Consider the following 19,492-nt stretch of genomic DNA (forward strand, 5'->3'; position numbering starts at 1 on the left):
GGGAAAGTGGTCGCCAGGGCCTGGGGGATCCTTAGACTCATCCTTGTGACCGACCCGATCCTGCCGCGCATCCGTCCCGCCATCGCCGCCCTCGCGCCGTATCGACAGGGCAAGCAGGCGGGCCCCGACGCGTACAAGCTGTCGAGCAACGAGAACCCGTTCGAGCCGCTCCCCTCGGTCGCCGCCGCGCTGCAGCACACCACGCCGATCAACCGCTATCCCGACGCCACGGCCACGCGGCTGCGCGAGCGGCTCGGCGCGCGGTATGCGGTCGAGCCCGACCAGGTGCACGTCGCAGCCGGGAGCGTGTCGATCCTCCACCAGCTCATCCTCGCCACCGCCTCCGTGGACGACGAGGTCATCTACGCATGGCGCTCCTTCGAGGCCTACCCGAGCCTGCCGCTGGTCGCCGGGGCGACCGGGGTGCCGGTGCCGCTGACCGCGGAGTCGCGTCACGATCTCGACGCGATGGCGGACGCCGTCACCGACCGCACCCGGGCGATCATCCTCTGCACGCCGAACAACCCGACCGGGCCGATCATCACCAGCGACGAGTTCGCGACCTTCGTCGAGCGCGTGCCGACCGACGTGCTGATCGTCCTCGACGAGGCCTACGCCGAGTTCGTGACGGCACCGGATGCGGTCGACGGACTCGAGGAGCGGGTGTTCGAGCGGCATCCGAACGTGGTCGTGCTGCGCACGTTCTCGAAGGCATACGGGCTCGCGGGTCTGCGCATCGGGTACGCGATCGGCAACGAGAAGGTGCTCGACGCGGCCCGGACGACGGGCATCCCGCTCTCCGTCACGTCGGCGGCGGAGAACGCGGCGATCGCGAGCCTCGATGCCGAGGCCGAGCTCTTCGAACGGGTCGCCGTGATCGTCGAGCGACGCACCCGCCTGCTCGAGGGGCTGCGCGCGCAGGGCTGGGACGTCCCGGACACCCAGGCGAACTTCATCTGGCTCCCCACCGGGGAGCGCACCGAGTCGGTGGCGGCCGCGTTCGTCGCGGCCGACCTGATCGTGCGTCCGTTCCCCGGCGACGGCATCCGCATCTCCGTGGGCGAGGAGGCCTCGGTCGACCGCGTTCTCGAGGTCGCCGCCCGCCTCCGCTGACCTCGCCTCGAGATCGGCGGGGCGCGCCGAGACCGCCTGTTCTCCGGTTTCCCGGCAGATGCGAGGACGTCCTAGGTATGCGTGACCACGCATGCGCACGCCGGTAGCGTGGGACCGTGACCTCGCCAGAGACTGAACTCGTCCGCGTCCTCGATCAGGACGGTCGCTTCACGCCCAGCCCGGCCGCCGAGCGCTATCTGCCGTTGATCGAGGCGATCAGCGACGCCGAGCTCGAGCAGTTCTACAGCGACATGGTCGCCATCCGCGCGATCGACACCCAGGCGACGAACCTGCAGCGTCAGGGCCAGCTCGCCCTGTGGCCGCCGAGCCGGGGGCAGGAGGCCGCACAGGTCGGATCCGCCCGCGCCGCGCGTGCGCAGGACACGATCTTCCCGTCGTACCGGGAGCACGCGGTCACCCGCATCCGCGGCGTCGACCCCGTCGACATCATCAAGCTCATGCGCGGTGTCTCGCACGGCGGATGGGACCCCACGGATCCCAAGAACGGCAACACCCGGCTGTACACGCTCGTGCTCGGCTCGCAGGTGCTGCACGCGACCGGGTACGCGATGGGACTGAACTTCGACGGTCGCTCCGGCACCGGGGACCCCGAGCGAGACGAGGCCGTCATCGTTTACTACGGCGATGGGGCATCGAGCCAGGGCGATGTGCACGAAGCCATGGTCTTCGCCGCCAGCTACCAGGCGCCGACCGTCTTCTTCCTGCAGAACAATCACTGGGCGATCTCGGTGCCCGTGTCGACGCAGTCGCGCGTGCCGCTCGTCGAGCGCAGCGCCGGCTACGGCATTCCCAGCATCCGGGTCGACGGCAACGACGTGCTCGCGAGCTACGCGGTGTCCCGCATCGCCCTCGACGAGGCGCGGGGCGGGGCCGGACCCCGGGCGATCGAAGCCGTCACCTACCGGCTCGGTGCGCACACCACCAGCGACGACCCCACCAAGTACCGCGGTTCGGACGAGGAGCAGTCCTGGGCCCTGCGCGACCCGATCGACCGGATGCGCGCCTTCCTCGAGAACCGGGGAGCATCGGCGCAGTTCTTCGCCGACGTCGAGGCCGAGGCGGCCGACGCGGCAGAGGACCTGCGCGCCCGGAGCGTCGAGCTCGGCGCCCCGACGGCTGACAAGATCTTCGACCACGTGTACAGCGATCCGCATCCGCTCATCGCGGAGCAGAAGGCCTGGCACAAGAGGTACGAGGCATCGTTCGAAGGAGACGGCAAGTGACCCTCGAGACGATGCCGTTCAGCAAGGCGCTCAACGCCGGGCTGCGCAAGGCGATGGAGGATGACCCCAAGGTCCTGCTCATGGGCGAGGACATCGGCAAGCTCGGCGGCGTGTTCCGCGTCACCGAGCACCTGCAGCGCGACTTCGGCGAGCAGCGCGTGCTCGACACGCCCCTCGCCGAGTCCGGGATCGTGGGCACCGCGATCGGACTCGCGATGGTCGGGTTCCGTCCGGTGATCGAGATCCAGTTCGACGGATTCGTGTTCCCGGCGTTCGACCAGATCACGACGCAGCTGGCGAAGCTCACCAACCGTCACGAGGGGAACCTCAGCCTGCCCATCGTGATCCGCATCCCGTACGGCGGGCACATCGGTGCCGTCGAGCACCACCAGGAGAGCCCCGAGGCCTACTTCGCGCACACCCCGGGTCTGCGCGTGGTGTCGCCGTCGACCCCGAACGACGCGTACTGGATGATCCAGGAGGCCATCGCGTCGAACGATCCGGTGATCTTCATGGAGCCCAAGAGCCGCTACTGGCCCAAGGGCGAGGTCGACCTCGCCGGATCCGCGGCGCCACTGCACTCGTCGCGCGTGGTGCGCACCGGCTCCGACGTGACCCTCGTCGGTCATGGCGCCATGGTCACGACCCTGCTGCAGGCGGCGGCGCTCGCCGAGTCCGAGGGCACCAGCTGCGAGGTCGTCGACGTCCGCTCGCTGTCGCCCATCGACTACGAGCCCATCCTCAACTCGGTGCGCAAGACCGGTCGCATGGTCTACGCGCAGGAGGCGCCGGGCTTCACCAGCATCGGCAGCGAGGTGGCGGCGACCGTCATGGAGCGCGCCTTCTACGCCCTCGAGGCACCGGTGCTGCGCGTCTCGGGGTACGACACCCCGTTCCCACCCGCGAAGCTCGAGGGCACCTACCTCCCGGATGCCGACCGCATCCTCGAGGCCGTCGACCGCTCGCTGGCCTACTGATCTCGCCGTTCCGAAAGGACCGCTCATGAGCACGCAGAACTTCACCCTTCCCGATGTCGGCGAGGGGCTGACCGAGGCCGAGATCGTGACGTGGAAGGTCGCACCCGGTGACACGGTCGCCATCAACGACGTTATCTGCGAGATCGAGACGGCCAAGTCGCTCGTCGAGCTGCCCTCGCCGCATGCCGGCGTCGTCGGCGAGCTGCTCGCAGCCGAGGGCGAGACGGTCGAGGTCGGCGCCCCGATCATCACCTTCGTGACGGATGCCCGCGACGACGCCGGTCCCGGCGTGGTCGCGACCGCCGAGGCGCCCGCGCCCGAAGAGGGCGGCGGGTCGGTCCTCGTCGGCTACGGCACCGGCGGCGGCGCGACGTCTCGTCGCAAGCGTCCGGCTGAGCGTCCGGTGCGCTCGTCCGTCGGCGTGATCGCGAAGCCTCCGATCCGCAAGCTCGCCCGCGACCTCGGCGTCGACCTCACGACGGTCACGCCGACCGGCGCCGACGGCGAGGTCACCCGCGACGACGTGGTCACCCACGCCCAGCAGGCCAGTGTGTTCCGCAACATCGAGACGCCCGAGTGGGGTGCCGTGCGCGAGGAGACGGTGCCCGCGCCGCAGAGCGCACCCTCGGGCCTCGCCCGGGGTCTGTCGCCGGCCGCTCCGGCAGCGACCGCGTCCGACGACCGCACCGAGTCGATCCCGGTCAAGGGCGTGCGCAAGGCCACCTCGTCGGCGATGGTGCAGAGCGCCTACTCCGCCCCGCACGTGACCGTGTGGAAGGAGATCGACGCGAGCCGCACGATGGAGCTCGTCAAGCGCCTCAAGGCCTCGCCCGATTACGCCGACATCCGCGTCTCGCCGCTGCTCATCATGGCTCGCGCGGTCATCTGGGCGGCCCGCCGCACCCCGATGGTGAACGCGGCCTGGGTGGAGACCGAGGGCGGGGCCGAGATCTCGGTGCGCCACTACGTGAATCTCGGCATCGCGGCGGCCACCCCCCGTGGCCTGCTCGTGCCGAACATCAAGGACGCACAGGACCTCAGCATGAAGGACCTCGCCCGGGCCCTGAACCGCCTCACCCTGACGGCGCGCGAGGGCAAGACCAGCCCCGCCGACCAGCAGGGCGGCACGATCACGATCACCAACATCGGTGTGTTCGGGATGGATGCCGGCACGCCCATCATCAACCCCGGCGAGGCGGGAATCGTGGCCATGGGCACGATCAGCCAGAAGCCGTGGGTCGTCGACGGCGAGGTGCGTCCCCGTTGGGTCACCACGGTTGCCGGATCCTTCGACCACCGCGTGATCGACGGCGACGGCATGAGCCGCTTCATCGCCGACGTGGCCTCCGTGCTCGAGGAGCCCGCACTGCTCGTGGAGTGATGTGAGCCGGCCCGCAACAGTGCATCGGCTGAGAGCACTTCAGGGGGAGGGGCTGATCTTCTGGATTGGTAAGTCGACACGTGACCCCGGGCAGTGTGAAAGCGACGAGGGCCCCATGGGGCCTCAGGCTCTGTTCTCGAGTTGTCAGGATGCTGCGCCGACGCGTGCCTGCTCACCCTGGGCTCGCCCGTGCCGCGACCGTTTTACGGGGACGGAATGAGGTGTGTCAGGAAGTGCTCGCCAGTCCGAAAGGGCCGCCGTGTGTCCCCCGAAAGGGTGACATACGTGGCGCTCGCCGATTCCTATAGTGAGCGGGACAGCCGATCCATCGAGCGAAGGATGACGTATGACGACGAAGAGGCGGTTCCGGTCTGCACTGGTCGCGACTGTGGTGATGGTGGGCGCACTTCTCGTGCCGTCAGCCGCGCACGCTGCGGACGCTGCGGACGACCCGACCTCCTTCACCACTTTCGGCTACGTGCCGACGGGTGCAGAAGGCACAGCCGCGCAGGCTGATGTCGAGGCTCAGGTCACGCGGGCCGACTCGTTCGACGCGTCGTCGCGGTCACGCTCTGCGGCGCCCGATACCTCGCAGATGGCGCCGGCATCGCCTGAGGATCTGGCGGCGGCCGCCGCAGCGGATCCTGCGTATCGGATCGTCTCGAGGTGGACAGACAAGATCGCGAAGTCGACAGTCGCGCGCGCGGGAAATGGCACCACCTGGGGTCTGACGAAGGTTCAGAACAAGCATCACGTGAACCTGAACATGATCCAGAAGACCACGAAGTTCCCTCGCCCCGACGGGGGCCGTGTGATTCAGGGCAGCGCCATCATCTACGTGACGGACGCGATTGAATGGGAGTGCTGGTTGGGCTCCTGCACCCCGAAGCGCACCATGGCCGTCAAGGTGGTCGTCGAGAACACCCGCATGAGCGACAACTACCAGAAGGGCCTCATCACGGCATACTGCATGGGCGTCACCGTGTGCCCCCAATGGGTGATCAACGTCGCCAGCTGAGGAAAGGCCCTGTCATGGAACCCGACACATCCGACGACGCACTCGTCCGCGCGGTCCGCAGCACGTGGGACACCGCCCACGGAACTGCGCTGATTCCGGCGAGGCTGCAGCTGCTGTCCGTCGCCGCTCGCGGCGCGGTGCTGGAAGTACTCGTCTCAGACGAGAACGCGGCCCGCTTCGGGTTCGCAGCCCAGGTCCCCGTGCTCGATGACGGCGAAGACGACGGAGAGCCGGGTTCGGCCGAGCACTGGGCGCTGTGGCAGGTGATCGTCCCGTTCATCGAAGAGATCGAGACGGATGCGGTGCGCCGCTACACGGCGAACGCCGCGGGAGTCAGATGGGTCTCTGCGACCTAGTCGCGAAAGCGTCGGCATCGACGAGGGTGGCAGTGCTCGAGACATCCGGCACCGCCACCCTTCTCGCTGCCCGAGACCCGCGGACTTAGCCGACCGCGCTGAGGCGTCGTTCCGCCAGCACGGGCACGGCCACCTCGCGGGCGGCCATCCGCGCGGTCGCGACGGCGCCGATCGACACGACCTCGGCGCCGAGCGTGGAGGCGAGGATCTCGGGGGCCGGCAGGTGCAGCTGGGCCGGCAGCACCTCGCGTGCGGCGGCGAGCACGGGCTCGATGCTCTCGGCGACCCCTCCGCAGATGATCACGCGCGCCGGGTCGTACATGCTGCCGAGCACGCCGACGACGCGGGCGAGGGTCGCGCCGACCCGCGACGTCGCGAGCAGCGCATCGGCATCACCGGCGGATGCCGCGGTCAACACGGTCCGCGGATCGATGCGCTCCGCGCCCGCGAGCCGACCGATCGCCGATTCCGACGAGATCTCGCCGCTCTCGACCCCCGCGCGCACCTCGTCCTGCAGGGCGTATCGCAGACCGAAGGCCGACCCGACTCCGATGATGTGGTCGAACACGACGCCCTCGCCGACGCCGCCGTGGGCGCCGTGCAGCACGTGGCCGTCCACGACCACGCCCCCGCCGAACCGTTCGCTCGCGAGCAGGGCGACGTAGTCGCGGCATCCGATCGCGGCCCCCGCGGATCCCTCGGCGATCGCGGCGAGCTGCGCGTCGTTCTTGATCTCGACGACGGGAGCCCACTCGTCGAGAGCGTCGGCGAGCCCCGGGTTGGTGCGCTCCCAGAAGCCCTCGGGGTGCGGCGGTGAGATGCCGGCCCTGTTCACCGGCGCGGCGACGCCGACGCAGATCGCGAGCACCGCCTCGCGCGAGACGTCGGCCTCGGCGAGCGCGTGCGCCATCTGATCCAGGATCGTCGCGCGCCGCGCAGCCGCCGACTGCGTCGGATCGAGGTCGGTGCGGTGGTGCACGAGGGTGCGCTCGAGCGGATCCGAGATCGTGACCGCGAGGTGGGTGTCTCCGGCATCCACCCCGATGACGACGCCGAGGTCGGATGCCAGCACGAAGCGCCGCGCGGGGCGCCCCGCGCGGTAGCTCCCGGCCACCCGTGCGTTGGGGAGTTCCCGCAGCACGGCGGCGTCGACGAGGGTGTCGATCGCGTCGATCGCGGTCGAGCGGGTCAGCGTGGTGGTCGCCATCGCCTCACTCGCGGTGAACTCGCCGGCGGTCCACGCGAAGTCGAGGATCGCGCCGACACTGGCTCGTCCGGTGCCCAGACCTGCGGATACTTCTGTCACGGGTCTTGACCTCACTCTCGTTCACATGAGACAGTACCGTTCATCGAAGTAAATTCGCTCACTAGATTTAGTCTGCGTATCTACAGCACGAAAGGACAACGGTGTCTGTGAAACCACCACGCCCGGCGCAGATCGTCGCCGGTGCGGCCGCTCTCGCCCTGGTCGGGGCCGCCCTCACCGGCTGCTCGACGGCCGGCGGAACCGAGACCATCCGCTTCACCTTCAGCAAGCGGGAGGCGATCGAGTTCATGACCGAGCTCGTGGCGCAGTACAACTCCTCGCAGGACGACGTCCGCGTCGAGATCGACACCTCGGGTGTCGACGTCGTCTCGGCCAGCTTCGTGCGGGGCAACCCGCCCGACATCATGCTCGCCAACTACAACTACGAGATCGCCCGCTTCGTGCAGCGCTGTGCGCTCACCGATCTGTCGGGCACCGACGCCGCCTCGACCATCCGCGACGACCTGCAGCCCCTGATGGAGCAGTACGGGTCGTGCGAGGGGCGCACGAGCGCCCTGCCCTACTCGGTGATGGGCGCCTCCGTGATCTACAACAAGGAGATCTTCGCGCAGCAGGGCCTCGAGGTCCCGCAGACGTGGGACGAGCTCGTCGCGGTCTGCGACCGGTTGAAGGAGGCGGGCATCGATCCGTTCTACGCCACCTTCAAGGACGACTGGACGGTCGCCCAGGGCTGGTACGACTACACCGCCGGCGGCTCGGTCGACGTGATCGACTTCTTCGACACGCTCGCGCAGGAGGGCGCCGAGGTCGGCCCCGACTCCCAGGCCTCGTTCGAGAAGGACTTCGCCGAGCCCATGGACCGCATGATGACGCTGGTGAAGGACTACACGAACGCGGATGCCGCGAGCCGAGGCTACGGCGACGGCAACCTCGCCTTCGGCAAGGGCGAGGCCGCGATGTATCTGCAGGGGCCGTGGGCGTTCAGCGAGATCGAGAAGACCGCACCCGACCTCGACCTCGGCACGTTCCCGCTGCCGATGACCGACGACCCCGCCGACCTCGGCGTGCGCGTCAACATGGACCTCGCCGCGATGATCCCCGAGGGATCGCGCCACCAGGAGGCCGCCCGCGACTTCCTCGAGTACCTGTTCCTGCCCGAGCACATCGAGGAGTACAACGCCTCGCAGCTCGGGTTCACCCCCACGAACGATGCTCCGGCTCCCGACGACCCGCGCGTCGCGGGCATGGTCGAGTACTACCAGAACGGCCAGATCTATCAGGGTCCGTCGGTGCTCGTGCCCAAGACCCTTCCGGTCTTCAACTACGCGCAGGCCATGGTGCTCGGCGCGTCCCCGACCTCCACGTTGCGCACCATGGATGCCGACTGGGCGAGGATCGCGTTCCGCGCTCCGATCCCGTCGACCCAGGACAACGCCTCCGGTGAGGACTCCGCATCCGGCGAGACAGAGGAGTCCACGCCATGACGAACACCGCTCTCCCGAATCCCGCTCTCCCGAATCCCGCGGCGACTCCCGCCGCGTCGAACCTCACCAGGCCGAACAGCGCGACGACCGACACCACGGCGATCGTCACGGGCGGCACCCGCAAGCTCGGGCGCCGCACTCGCAAGGTCGAGCCGATCTACTACCTGTTCCTGCTGCCGACGCTGGTGCTCTTCACGCTCGCGATCACGGTGCCCGGCGTCATGGGGATCTTCTTCAGCTTCACCGACTCGATCGGCATCGGAGAGTGGAGCTTCAACGGGCTGACCAACTACATCGCGATCTTCAGCGACCCGGCCATCCTGCAGAGCTACCTGTTCACGTTCGGCTTCTCGATCGCGACGGTGATCGTCGTCAACGTGATCGCGTTCCTGCTGGCGGTGGGGCTGACCTCCCGCATCCGCTTCAAGACGGGTCTTCGCACGATCTTCGTGATCCCCATGGTGATCTCGGGCATCATCATCGCCTACGTCTTCAACTTCCTCTTCTCCAACTCCATCCCGGCCGCGGGCGCCGCCACAGGCATCCCGTGGCTGTCGACCAGCCTGCTCGCCAATCCGGATCTCGCCTGGGTCGCGATCGTCATCGTGACCGCCTGGCAGGCCGTACCGGGCACGCTGCTGATCTACATCGCGGGGCTCCTCTCGGTGCCGGGCGAGGTGTATGAGGCCGCGAGCATCGACGGGGCGAACAAGACGCAGCAGCTGCTCCGCATCACGCTGCCGCTCGTCGCCGGCTACGTGGTGATCAACGTGATCCTCGGCTTCAAGGGCTTCCTGAACGCCTACGACATCATCGTCGGACTCACCAACGGCGGACCCGGCACGTCCACCCGCAGCGTCGCGATGACGATCATCGCGGGCTTCAACGGCGGCGACTACGCCTACCAGATGGCGAACGCGACGATCTTCTTCATCGTCGCCGTGCTCATCTCCCTGCTGCAGCTGTCGCTGACCCGCGGAAGGAACGCACTCTGATGTCGACGCAGACACTCACCACCATCCCCACCTCGGGAAAGAAGCCGCGCATCCGTATGGAGCGCGTCAACTGGTCGGGCACGATCATCCTGATCCTGTGCGCGGTCACGGTTCTGCTGCCGCTGTACGTGACCATCTCGATGGCCTTCAAGACCACCGGTCAGGCAGTCGACGGCAACGCCTTCTCACTGCCGGCTCCGTTCAGCATCGACGGCTTCGTCGAGGCGTGGAACCTCACGAAGTTCCCGGTCGGCGCCGGCATCTCGCTGCTGGTCACGGCCGGAACGGTCATCGCGACGATCATCCTCGCGGCCTTCGCGTCCTACGCGATCGTCCGCAACTGGGACCACTGCCTGTTCCGCTGGTCGTTCTTCTACCTGCTGGCCGCGATGTTCATCCCGTTCCCCGTGGTCGCGCTGCCGCAGATCCAGCTCACCGGATGGGTCGGACTCGACAACCCGTTCGGCGTGATCATCCTCGCGACGATGTTCCAGCTGAGCTTCAGCGTGCTGCTGTTCACCGCATTCCTGCGGTCGATCCCGCTCGAGCTCGAGGAGAGTGCGCGCATCGACGGCGCGACGACGTGGCAGACGTTCTGGCAGCTGATCTTCCCGCTGCTCGCACCGATGAGCGCGACCGTCGGGATCTTCGCGTTCCTGTACGCCTGGAACGACTTCATGATGCCGTCGCTGATCATCTCCGATCCCGCGATGCAGACCCTGCCCGTGCGGCAGAACCTGTTCCAGACCCAGTTCAGCAACAACTACAACGTGTCGTTCGCCTCGTACCTGATGGCGATGGCCCCGGCGATCCTGGCGTACCTGTTCACGCAGCGCTTCGTCATGGAGGGCGTCACGCAGGGCGCCGTCAAGGGCTGACGCATCTCCCACCGCAGACCGCAACACGAAGGAGCAGTACCCCTCATGACCGATGCGCTTCTCACCGAGACCCGCGACGACACGACGGCAGCATGGTGGCGACAGGCCGCCGTGTATCAGATCTACCCCCGCAGTTTCGCGGACGCGAACGGCGACGGACTCGGCGACATCCCGGGCATCGTCTTGCGCGCCGACTACCTGCGCGATCTCGGCATCGACGCCGTGTGGCTCAGCCCGTTCTACCCCTCGGCCCTCGCCGACGGCGGATACGACGTGGCGGACTACCGCGACGTCGACCCGCGTCTCGGCACGCTCGACGACTTCGACGACATGGTCGCGGCGCTGCACGAGCGCGGCATCCGCGTGATCGTCGACATCGTGCCGAACCACTCGTCGGATCTGCACGAATGGTTCCGGGAGGCGCTCGCCGCAGGGCGCGGCTCGGCGGCGCGCGAGCGGTACATCTTCCGCGAGGGCTCCGGGCCCGACGGCTCCGAGCCCCCGACGGACTGGACCGCCGCCTTCGGCGGATCGGCCTGGGAGCGCGTCGAGGACGGACAGTGGTTCCTGCACAGCTTCGCGCCCGAGCAGCCCGACCTCAACTGGGATCACCCGGAGGTGCGGGAGGACTTCCTGACGACCCTGCGGTTCTGGTCGGACCGGGGCGTCGACGGCTTCCGCATCGACGTGGCGCACATGCTCACGAAGGACCTCAGCGAACCGCTGCCGAGCACCGCCGAGCTCGAGCTCCTGCCGCACGACGGCAGCCACCCGCTCTACGACCGCGATGACGTGCACGAGGTGTACGCCGAGTGGCGCCGGGTCTTCAACGAGTACGACCCGCCCCGCACGGCCGTCGCCGAGGCGTGGGTGAGCACACCCGAGCGCCGGGCCAAGTACGCCTCGGCCGAGGGGCTCGGACAGGCGTTCAACTTCGACCTGCTCGTCGCGGACTTCGATGCGACCCAGTTCCGCACGATCATCGCCGACAACCTCGCGCAGGCTCGCGAGACCGGCTCGTCGACCACCTGGGTGCTGTCGAACCACGACGTGACCCGGCACGCGACCCGCTACGGTCTGGCGCCGCTCGCCGGTCGCACCGGGGTGAAGCAGGGCGTCGAGTGGGTCGCCGCCGGCGGCCCCGCCGATCAGCTCGACCGCGAGGGCGGTCTGCGCCGCGCGCACGCCGCGACGCTGCTGCTGCTCGGTCTGCCCGGCAGCACATACCTCTACCAGGGTGAGGAGCTCGGTCTGCAGGAGGTCGCCGAGATCGGTCCGGACGAGCGACAGGACCCCTCGTTCTTCCGCGGAGCCGATTTCGACGGTCTCGGGCGAGACGGATGCCGTGTGCCGCTGCCGTGGACGGCATCCGGCCCCTCGTTCGGATTCGGATCCGGCGAGGCGCACCTGCCCCAGCCCGACTGGTTCGGCCGGTACGCGGTGGACGTCGAGGACGGCGACCCGTCGTCGACCCTGACCCTGTACCGCGAGGCCCTGCGGCTGCGTCGCGAGCTGCAGACCGACGAGAGCCTCGAGTGGATCGAGACCGGGCGCGCCGACGTGCTGCGCTTCGCCCGCCCGAACGGCTGGCAGGTCGTGACGAACTTCGGGGCGGAGCCGTTCGAGCTCGGGACGGATGCTGCGGATGTCGTGCTCGGCACCGTCGTCGACGGGGCTGTACCGGCGGATTCGACGGTGTGGATCGCGTCCGGTCTGATCGGCTGACGCGTTTCGTCTCGTCGCTGCGCTCCTCGCTCAACGACCGGGCTCCCACTCGACGACTGGGGCCCGGTCGCTGAGTGAGTGGGGTGGCCGTGGACTCCGGTCATTGAGCGAGCGCAGCGAGACGAAATGCGCCCGCCACCAATTTGATAATGGTTCTCATTAGCGTCTAGAGTGGGCGACATGAAGAAGCCGTTCGTCGCCCTCGCCCTCGCATCCGTCGCCGCCCTGACGCTGGCCGGATGCTCCTCCGCCCCCGCGGGGGCCGGTGCGGACGACGGCACCGTCACGGTGGCGGCGAGCACCAACGTCTACGGCTCCCTGGCCGCACAGATCGGCGGAGACCGCGTCGACGTCACCTCGATCATCGAGTCCGTCACGCAGGATCCGCACTCGTACGAGGCCTCGGCGCGCGACCGCCTCACGGTGCAGAAGGCCGACCTCGTCATCGAGAACGGCGGCGGCTACGACGCCTTCATCGACACGCTGCTGCAGGATGCCGGCGACCCGCATCTGGTCACCGCGGTCGAGTTCTCGCACGACTACCCCGGAAACGAGGGGCACGAGCACTCCGCCGAGGAGGGCGAGGACGCGCATGACCACGCAGATGGCGAAGAGGGTCACGAAGGCCACGACCACATCGAGGGCTTCAACGAGCACGTCTGGTTCGACCCGCACACGATGATCCACGTCGTCGAGGCGATCGCCGACGAGCTGAGCGAGATCGACCCCGACGGCGAGGCGGACTTCACCGCGAACGCGAAGAAGATCGTCGCCGACCTCGAAGGCTTCGAGACCGACCTCGAGACGCTGAAGACCGAGGCCGGTGGGGCGAACGTCATCATCACCGAGCCCGTTCCCGGATACCTCGCCGCGGCCGCCGGGCTCACCGACGTCACCCCCGAGGGCTTCGCGGAATCGGTCGAGGAGGGCAGCGACGTCGCCCCCGCGACCCTGCTCGAGACGCTGAACGTGATCGAGAGCGGAGACGTGCGTGCGCTGCTCACCAACGCGCAGACCGGGGGAGCCGAGACGCAGCGCGTCGAGGACGCCGCGACCGCCGCCGGGATCCCCGTCGTGGCCTTCACGGAGCTGCTCCCCGACGGATCGTCGTACTCTGAGTGGATGAGTGACGCGATCACGAGCCTCGCCGACGCGCTCCAGTCGTGAGCGCCGCCGCCGACGCGCGGGCAGGAGCCGAGACGCAGGACCCCGTTCTCGACGTGCGTGGAGCCGCTCTGCAGCGCGGCGACCGGGAGCTGTGGTCGGGTCTCGATCTGACGGTGCAGGCGGGCGAGTTCATCGCCGTGCTCGGTCCATCGGGGTCGGGCAAGACCACACTGCTGCGGGCGATCCTCGGCCTGCAGCCCCTCTCGTCCGGGGAGATCACGGTGGCCGGCGGGCCGGTGCGCAAGGGGAATCCGCGCATCGGGTACATCCCGCAGCAGCGCTCGCTCGCCCCCGACACGAGCATGCGGGCCCGCGACCTCGTGGCGCTGGGGGTGCAGGGCAGCCGATTCGGCTTCCCCGTGCCGCATCGGGGCGACCGGGAGAAGGTCGACCGGCTGCTCGAATCCGTCGGCGCCTCGCACTACGCCGACAGGCGCGTCGGACTCCTCTCCGGCGGCGAGCAGCAGCGGCTCCGCGTGGGGCAGGCGCTCGCCGACGAGCCGACGCTCCTGCTGTGCGACGAGCCGCTGTCGAACCTCGACCTCGCGAACCAGGTCGCCGTCACCGACATCATCGATCGGCAGCGCCGGGAGCGCGGCGCGGCCGTGCTCTTCGTCACGCACGACATCAACCCGATCCTCGGCAGGGTCGACCGGATCCTGTACATCGCCGGCGGGCGGTTCGTTCTCGGCACCCCCGAAGAGGTGCTGCAGACGCGTGTGCTCACCGCCCTCTACGGCACCCCGGTGTTCGTGCTGCGGGCAGGCGACCGTCTCGTCGTGGTCGGCGTGCCCGACGCCGAGCCCCACCACGACCACGCCCACGATCACGGAGGTGCCGCATGACCGTCATGACCGGCATCGTCGCGGCGGTCGACTGGAGCGACGTCTTCTCGTTCCAGGACTACGGCGAGCTCGTCGCCCTGCTCGCGAACTCGATCATCGCGGGTGCCGTGCTCGGCATCGTCGGCGGACTCATCGGCGTCTTCGTGATGCAGCGCGACCTCGCGTTCGCGGTGCACGGGGTCAGCGAGCTGTCGTTCGCCGGAGCCGCCGCGGCGCTGCTGTTCGGCGGCAGTGTGGTCGCGGGGTCACTCGGCGGGGCGCTCGTGGCCGCCGTCCTGATCGGCGTGCTCGGTGCGAAGGCCAGGGACCGCAACTCGATCGTCGGCGTGCTGATGCCGTTCGGCCTCGGCCTCGGCATCCTCTTCCTCTCGCTCTACGACGGGCGCAGCGCCAACCGCTTCAGCCTGCTCACCGGACAGATCGTCTCGGTGTCGAGCCCCGACCTCGGCTGGCTGCTCGGCATCAGCATCGTGGTGCTGCTGGGGCTGCTGCTGATGTGGAACCCGCTGCGCTTCGACTCGCTCGATCCCGAATCCGCCGCCGCGCGCGGAGTGCCCACGCGTGCCGTCAGCCTGCTGTTCATGGTGCTGCTCGGACTCATCGTGGCCGTGAGCGTGCACATCATCGGCGCGCTCCTCGTGATGGCGCTGCTGGTGACCCCGGCCGCCGCCGCGATGCGCCTCACCGCAGGACCCATGGCCGTGCCCCTGCTCGCGGCCCTGTTCGGATTCGTGTCGGCGGTCGGCGGCATCCTGCTCGCTCTCGCCGGCACACTGCCGGTGAGCCCGTACATCACCACCCTGTCGTTCACGATCTACGTCGTGTGCTGGATCATCCAGCGCGCTCGCGGCGGTGTGCGCCGCGTGCGCGCCTGACACTCCCAGGGCCCGGCAAGGGCGGCGCGCCTAGAATCGTGGGTATGGCTCAGCGGAACACCTGGCAGCGCGAGCGCGTGCGCGAAGCTCTCGCCGATGCGCGCGGCTTCGTCAGCGCGCAGAACCTGCACGCCGGGCTGCGCGACGAGAACACCGGCATCGGGCTCGCGACGGTCTACCGTGCGCTCGCCGGACTCGCGGCTGCCGGCGACGCCGACTCGCTGCAGAGCCCCGAGGGCGAGGCGCTGTATCGCGCCTGCACCACGCAGGGCCACCACCACCATCTGATCTGCCGCAACTGCGGGCTCACCGTCGAGATCGAGGCGACCGACGTCGAGCAGTGGGCGCATCGCACCGCGGCACTGCACGGGTTCACGGATGCCGCGCACGTCGTCGACATCTTCGGCCTGTGCGCCTCCTGCACCAACAAGCGCGACGCCGAAGAGGCAGCGACCGCGTGAGCGCCCCGACCGCCACCCACACCCCGCACCCGCAACGACTCTCTCGGTCGCCGCGCTCGCCGTGGGTCGGCGTCGCACTCGGTGCGGCCCTGGTGGTCGCGCTGTTCCTCGTGGACCGGTTCCTGCCCGAGCTGTTCACCGCCAGCCTTCCCGCCAGGGCCCAGGACGGCCTGACGCTCGCGATGAGCGTGCTGATCGAGGCGCTGCCGTTCGTGGTCCTCGGCGTGCTGCTCTCGATCGTGGTGCAGGTGTGGCTGCCCGCCGACGTCATCCACCGCTGGCTGCCGAAGCGCGCCTGGGCCCGTCGTGCGGTGCTGTCGCTGCTGGGCATGCTCATCCCGGTGTGCGAATGCGGCAACGTGCCGTTCGCGCGCGGGCTCATGATGCGCGGACTCGCGCCGGCCGAGGCCATGACCTTCCTCATCGCCGCGCCGATCGTGAACCCGATCGTCATCCTCACCACGCACGCGGCGTTCGGCTTCGATGACGGCATCCTCGTGGCCCGTCTGATCGGCGGCTACCTGATCGCCAACCTCATCGGCTGGATCTACAGCCGTCACCCCGACCCGAACGCCATGCTCACGCAGCGATTCGTCGACACGTGCGACCGCGTCACCCACGAGCACGGCACGCCGGTGCGCCGCAGCCTCACGCAGTTCCTCGTCGAACTGCGCGCCGTGATGCCCGCGCTCATCATCGGATCGGCACTCGCCGGAGCCGTGCAGGTGCTGATCCCGCGCGACGTGCTGCTGGCCATCGGCTCGAACCCGGTACTGTCGATCCTCGCGATGATGGCCCTCGCGATGACGGTCGCCATCTGCTCGAACGTCGACGCGTTCTTCGCGCTCTCCTTCGCCTCGACCTTCTCGTCGGGTGCCCTGGTGGCGTTCCTGCTCGTCGGCCCCCTCGTCGACGTGAAGATGCTCGCGCTGATGCGCACCACCTTCACCACCCGCACGCTCGTCGGCATCGTCGGCGTCGTCGTGTTCGCCGCCTTCGCGATCGGGATCGGGGTGAACGTCTTTGTCTGACCGCGCGCACGACCGCACCCACGACCGCGTCGACCGACGCCGGGCACTCGGCAGCCGTTGGCTGGGCATCGGCCTGGCCACGCTCGTCGCCGTCGTGACGCTCGGCCTCGGGTTCACCGGTCGACTGAATCTCTACATCAGCCCCGAGTCGATCTGGTTCGCGTGCACCGCTGCCGTCGTGACCATCGCGGGCGCGATCTGGTCGTTCGCGCTGCCGCTCGGCGAAGAGGGCGATCACGGGCACGATCACGGGCATGCGGCCGCGGAGTCATCGGAGCATCCGGATGCCGCGTCCACGCCCCGCCGCACCCTCGCGCTGGCCGGCACGGTGACCGGCGGCGTCGTGGCATCCGGTGTCGTGATCGCCGCGCTCGTGCTGCCTCCCGCGTCGCTGTCGGTCGAGCTCGCGATGTCGCGGGGGGGAGAGCAGACGGCGCTCTTCGCGGGCGCGGACGACGTGACCCTCGGCGTGGCCGACACCTCCACCTTCGGTGTGGGCGACTGGGCGAGCGTGTTCGCGACGGCCACCAACACCGCGGCGTACGACGGCAAGACCGTCACCCTCACGGGGTTCGTCACGCCGACGGATGCCGACGGCGTGAACCTCACACGCCTGGTCATCACGCACTGCGTCATCGACGCACAGCCCGCGACGCTGCCCGTGACGATCGAGGCGGGCGAGTACTCCACCGGTCAGTGGGTGCAGGTCGAGGGCACGGTGAAGGCCGACGTCGACGGATCGCTGCACGTCGAACCGACCACGGTGACGGCGATCGACGAGCCGCGGGACCCGTATGAGTACTGACGATCAGCGACCCGACGTTCCCGACGTTCCTGACGTTCCTGACGTTCCCGACGTGCCGCGCACGAGGGCCGAGATGCGGGCCGCCCGCGAGGCTGAGGCCGCAGCAGCGGCAACAGCAACCGCTGCGGCGGCGGCAGCGGCAGCGGACGACGCGACCCTCCCCATTTCGGGGGCCGACACGCCACATGTCGGACGTAGTCCGCAGAAGGGTCCGACATCTGGCGTGTCGGCCCCCGCCGCCGAGGCCGGGACGTCTGCTGTCGAGGCCGGGACCCCTTTTGCTGCCGAGGCCGAGACTCCCGCCACCGCCGCCCCTCCCGCCGCCGCCTCGCCTCCCGTCACCGCCTCCTCTCCCGCCGCCTCCTCTCCCACCGCCGTTTCCGCACCCGACACCCTTCCGGTATCGGGGGCAGCCACGCCACATGTCGGACGTAGGCCGCAAAAGGGTCCGAGATCTGGCGTGTCGGCCCCCGGAGCGGCGCAGCCGAGCCCCGCCGCTCCGCGCGACCGACGCTTCCTGTTCGCCCTCGCCGCGGTGCTGGGCGTGCTCGTCCTCGTCGGCGGCACGCTCGGGTTCGTCAGCCTGACGCAGGGGCCGCGCATCACCGAGGTGCAGGTGAACCCGAAAGAGGCGATCGAGTCGTCGGGCAGTCGCGTCATCCTCACGGCCAACCAGTCGCTCGCGGCGATCGACGAATCCCAGGTGACGGTCGAACCCGCGGTGCCGTTCACCCTCGATGCGGCGGGCCGGGGCATCGGCATCCGCTTCACCGTGCCGCTCGACGACGACACCGACTACACCGTGAGCGTCGCCGACGCCGTGGGGGCGGGCGGTGGACCCTCGTCGACGCTGACCACCAGCTTCTCGACGCCGGCATCCGCGCTGTTCCTGCTGCAACGTGACCCCGATGGAGACGACTCGATCTTCCGCACCGACCTCGCCGGCGAGGGCGTCAAGGTGTTCACCGCCGACAAGATCAACGACTTCCGTGCGACCTCGTCGCAGCTCGTGGTGTCGATCGAGGAGGCCGAGGGCTCGAAGCTGCTCGTCATGGATCGCGACGGCAAGAACCCGCGCGAGCTCGACCTGCCGGGCGTCGGCTTCGTCGGGGCGATCCAGGTCTCGGATCGCGGCGGCTACGTGGGGTACAGCTACTCCGACAAGAAACTCACCGACACCGAGGGGCGCGCGAGCGTGCTCGTCACCCAGTCGCTCAGCGGCGACGACGAGCCCGTGGTGACCGAGGTCGGCGACAAGGAGGCGAACATCTTCGTCTGGCAGTTCGTGCCGGACAGCGCGGCGGTGCTGTTCATCGACTTCGACGGGGCGCTGTCGCTGGTCGACCGCTCGACCGACGCGGGGGTGCAGTCCCTCGGACTCGCGACGACGATCCAGGGCATCTCCCGGGGCACCTACACGGCCATCGTCGAACGGCTCGACGGAACGGTGGTCGAGCTGAACCTCGCCGACGGCACGGAGGTGCCGCTGGAGCCGTCCGACCCGGACTACGGCACGGCGACCACGATCACGCCGTTCCCCGGCGGCACGCTGCGCCATGTGGTCGCGCGCGATGAGAACGGGATCCCCAGCGGCCAGGCGGTGGTGCGCGTCGACGACGACGGAAAGGCCACCAAGCTCGCCGAGGTCGACTCGTCGGACTCGATCCTGCAGGCCTGCGCCTCACCCAGCGGGCAGTACGCCGCCGTCGTGATCGCCCCGGATCTGACCGACAACCCCTACGACCAGATGCTGCTGCCGCTGCCGCAGAAGCTCGAGACGCACCTGCTCGATCTGCGCACCGGAGATGAGATCGTGGCCCTCACCGGCTTCGACGCCTCGTGGTGCCAGACCGCTCCCCAGTTCTGACCC

Annotated in this window: 18 protein-coding genes; 17 read left to right on the forward strand and 1 reads right to left on the reverse strand. The window is 69.2% G+C overall.

The genetic code is table 11. The features are described 5' to 3' along the window. Positions 1-45 precede the first annotated feature (45 nt). From ABTZ43_RS00140 to ABTZ43_RS00165, 6 genes are all read left to right on the forward strand, one after another. Positions 46-1,113, forward strand: a complete 1,068-nt coding sequence (locus tag ABTZ43_RS00140) for a histidinol-phosphate transaminase (protein ID WP_350537457.1) — start codon at positions 46-48, stop codon at positions 1,111-1,113. A gap of 116 nt (positions 1,114-1,229) precedes the next feature. Continuing rightward, positions 1,230-2,357 (forward strand): thiamine pyrophosphate-dependent dehydrogenase E1 component subunit alpha, encoded by a 1,128-nt coding sequence (locus ABTZ43_RS00145; RefSeq protein ID WP_056414716.1) that lies wholly within the window; start codon positions 1,230-1,232, stop codon positions 2,355-2,357. 11 nt (positions 2,358-2,368) lie between these two features. Further along, on the forward strand, positions 2,369-3,334 hold the full coding sequence (locus tag ABTZ43_RS00150; RefSeq protein ID WP_045252879.1) for an alpha-ketoacid dehydrogenase subunit beta: 966 nt from the start codon (positions 2,369-2,371) through the stop codon (positions 3,332-3,334). A 25-nt stretch (positions 3,335-3,359) separates the two neighbouring features. Continuing rightward, positions 3,360-4,715, forward strand: a complete 1,356-nt coding sequence (locus ABTZ43_RS00155; protein WP_149422032.1) for a dihydrolipoamide acetyltransferase family protein — start codon at positions 3,360-3,362, stop codon at positions 4,713-4,715. 346 nt (positions 4,716-5,061) lie between these two features. Further along, complete coding sequence (locus ABTZ43_RS00160; RefSeq protein WP_149422033.1) at positions 5,062-5,733, forward strand: hypothetical protein; 672 nt, start codon at positions 5,062-5,064, stop codon at positions 5,731-5,733. A 14-nt stretch (positions 5,734-5,747) separates the two neighbouring features. Then, complete coding sequence (locus ABTZ43_RS00165) at positions 5,748-6,089, forward strand: hypothetical protein (protein WP_149422034.1); 342 nt, start codon at positions 5,748-5,750, stop codon at positions 6,087-6,089. Between the two features lie 85 nt (positions 6,090-6,174). Here the strand turns inward: ABTZ43_RS00165 and ABTZ43_RS00170 are convergent, their stop codons facing one another. Further along, the gene (locus tag ABTZ43_RS00170) at positions 6,175-7,395 is read right to left on the reverse strand and encodes an ROK family protein (RefSeq protein ID WP_350537458.1); all 1,221 of its coding nucleotides are present in this window, start codon (positions 7,393-7,395) and stop codon (positions 6,175-6,177) included. Positions 7,396-7,496: 101 nt separating this feature from the next. On the opposite strand from ABTZ43_RS00170, the gene ABTZ43_RS00175 reads away from it, so the two are divergent. The 11 genes from ABTZ43_RS00175 to ABTZ43_RS00225 all read left to right on the forward strand — a co-directional run bounded on the left by ABTZ43_RS00175 (position 7,497) and on the right by ABTZ43_RS00225 (position 19,489). After that, complete coding sequence (locus ABTZ43_RS00175) at positions 7,497-8,840, forward strand: ABC transporter substrate-binding protein (RefSeq protein WP_350537459.1); 1,344 nt, start codon at positions 7,497-7,499, stop codon at positions 8,838-8,840. Beyond that, entirely contained in the window at positions 8,837-9,835 is a 999-nt protein-coding gene (locus ABTZ43_RS00180) for a carbohydrate ABC transporter permease (RefSeq protein ID WP_350537460.1), read from the forward strand. Before ABTZ43_RS00175 ends, ABTZ43_RS00180 begins: the two co-directional genes overlap by 4 nt. Further along, positions 9,835-10,713: a carbohydrate ABC transporter permease gene (locus tag ABTZ43_RS00185; RefSeq protein ID WP_350537461.1), complete on the forward strand. Its 879-nt coding sequence runs from the start codon at positions 9,835-9,837 to the stop codon at positions 10,711-10,713. The genes ABTZ43_RS00180 and ABTZ43_RS00185 overlap by 1 nt, the downstream gene beginning before the upstream one ends. Before the next feature lie 45 nt (positions 10,714-10,758). Then, on the forward strand, positions 10,759-12,438 hold the full coding sequence (locus tag ABTZ43_RS00190; RefSeq protein WP_350537462.1) for a glycoside hydrolase family 13 protein: 1,680 nt from the start codon (positions 10,759-10,761) through the stop codon (positions 12,436-12,438). Positions 12,439-12,618: 180 nt separating this feature from the next. Next, positions 12,619-13,605 carry a metal ABC transporter solute-binding protein, Zn/Mn family gene (locus tag ABTZ43_RS00195; protein ID WP_350537463.1) on the forward strand — a complete coding sequence of 329 codons (987 nt, stop codon included), beginning with the start codon at positions 12,619-12,621 and terminating at the stop codon, positions 13,603-13,605. Further along, positions 13,602-14,450 carry a metal ABC transporter ATP-binding protein gene (locus ABTZ43_RS00200; protein WP_253384791.1) on the forward strand — a complete coding sequence of 283 codons (849 nt, stop codon included), beginning with the start codon at positions 13,602-13,604 and terminating at the stop codon, positions 14,448-14,450. Before ABTZ43_RS00195 ends, ABTZ43_RS00200 begins: the two co-directional genes overlap by 4 nt. A gap of 5 nt (positions 14,451-14,455) precedes the next feature. Further along, positions 14,456-15,325, forward strand: a complete 870-nt coding sequence (locus tag ABTZ43_RS00205; RefSeq protein ID WP_350537509.1) for a metal ABC transporter permease — start codon at positions 14,456-14,458, stop codon at positions 15,323-15,325. A 44-nt stretch (positions 15,326-15,369) separates the two neighbouring features. Continuing rightward, entirely contained in the window at positions 15,370-15,786 is a 417-nt protein-coding gene (locus ABTZ43_RS00210) for a Fur family transcriptional regulator (protein WP_253384789.1), read from the forward strand. Then, the gene (locus ABTZ43_RS00215; protein ID WP_253384787.1) at positions 15,783-16,817 is read left to right on the forward strand and encodes a permease; all 1,035 of its coding nucleotides are present in this window, start codon (positions 15,783-15,785) and stop codon (positions 16,815-16,817) included. The genes ABTZ43_RS00210 and ABTZ43_RS00215 overlap by 4 nt, the downstream gene beginning before the upstream one ends. Beyond that, positions 16,810-17,622 (forward strand): TIGR03943 family putative permease subunit, encoded by an 813-nt coding sequence (locus tag ABTZ43_RS00220; RefSeq protein ID WP_350537464.1) that lies wholly within the window; start codon positions 16,810-16,812, stop codon positions 17,620-17,622. Before ABTZ43_RS00215 ends, ABTZ43_RS00220 begins: the two co-directional genes overlap by 8 nt. Positions 17,623-18,082: 460 nt before the next feature. After that, complete coding sequence (locus ABTZ43_RS00225; RefSeq protein WP_350537465.1) at positions 18,083-19,489, forward strand: hypothetical protein; 1,407 nt, start codon at positions 18,083-18,085, stop codon at positions 19,487-19,489. The last annotated feature ends 3 nt before the right edge of the window (positions 19,490-19,492 follow it).

The sequence above is a fragment of the Microbacterium sp. NPDC097977 genome, from assembly GCF_040302605.1.
In the GTDB taxonomy this organism is placed as follows: Bacteria; Actinomycetota; Actinomycetes; order Actinomycetales; family Microbacteriaceae; genus Microbacterium.

Excerpts from the sequence above, each read along its gene's own strand:
- ABTZ43_RS00150 (WP_045252879.1), top strand. The coding sequence starts at position 2,369 with ATGCCGTTCAGCAAGGCGCTCAACGCCGGGCTGCGCAAGGCGATGGAG.
- ABTZ43_RS00155 (WP_149422032.1), top strand. The coding sequence starts at position 3,360 with ATGAGCACGCAGAACTTCACCCTTCCCGATGTCGGCGAGGGGCTGACC.
- ABTZ43_RS00160 (WP_149422033.1), top strand. The coding sequence starts at position 5,062 with ATGACGACGAAGAGGCGGTTCCGGTCTGCACTGGTCGCGACTGTGGTG.
- ABTZ43_RS00165 (WP_149422034.1), top strand. The coding sequence starts at position 5,748 with ATGGAACCCGACACATCCGACGACGCACTCGTCCGCGCGGTCCGCAGC.
- ABTZ43_RS00180 (WP_350537460.1), top strand. The coding sequence starts at position 8,837 with ATGACGAACACCGCTCTCCCGAATCCCGCTCTCCCGAATCCCGCGGCG.
- ABTZ43_RS00185 (WP_350537461.1), top strand. The coding sequence starts at position 9,835 with ATGTCGACGCAGACACTCACCACCATCCCCACCTCGGGAAAGAAGCCG.
- ABTZ43_RS00190 (WP_350537462.1), top strand. The coding sequence starts at position 10,759 with ATGACCGATGCGCTTCTCACCGAGACCCGCGACGACACGACGGCAGCA.
- ABTZ43_RS00195 (WP_350537463.1), top strand. The coding sequence starts at position 12,619 with ATGAAGAAGCCGTTCGTCGCCCTCGCCCTCGCATCCGTCGCCGCCCTG.
- ABTZ43_RS00205 (WP_350537509.1), top strand. The coding sequence starts at position 14,456 with ATGACCGGCATCGTCGCGGCGGTCGACTGGAGCGACGTCTTCTCGTTC.
- ABTZ43_RS00210 (WP_253384789.1), top strand. The coding sequence starts at position 15,370 with ATGGCTCAGCGGAACACCTGGCAGCGCGAGCGCGTGCGCGAAGCTCTC.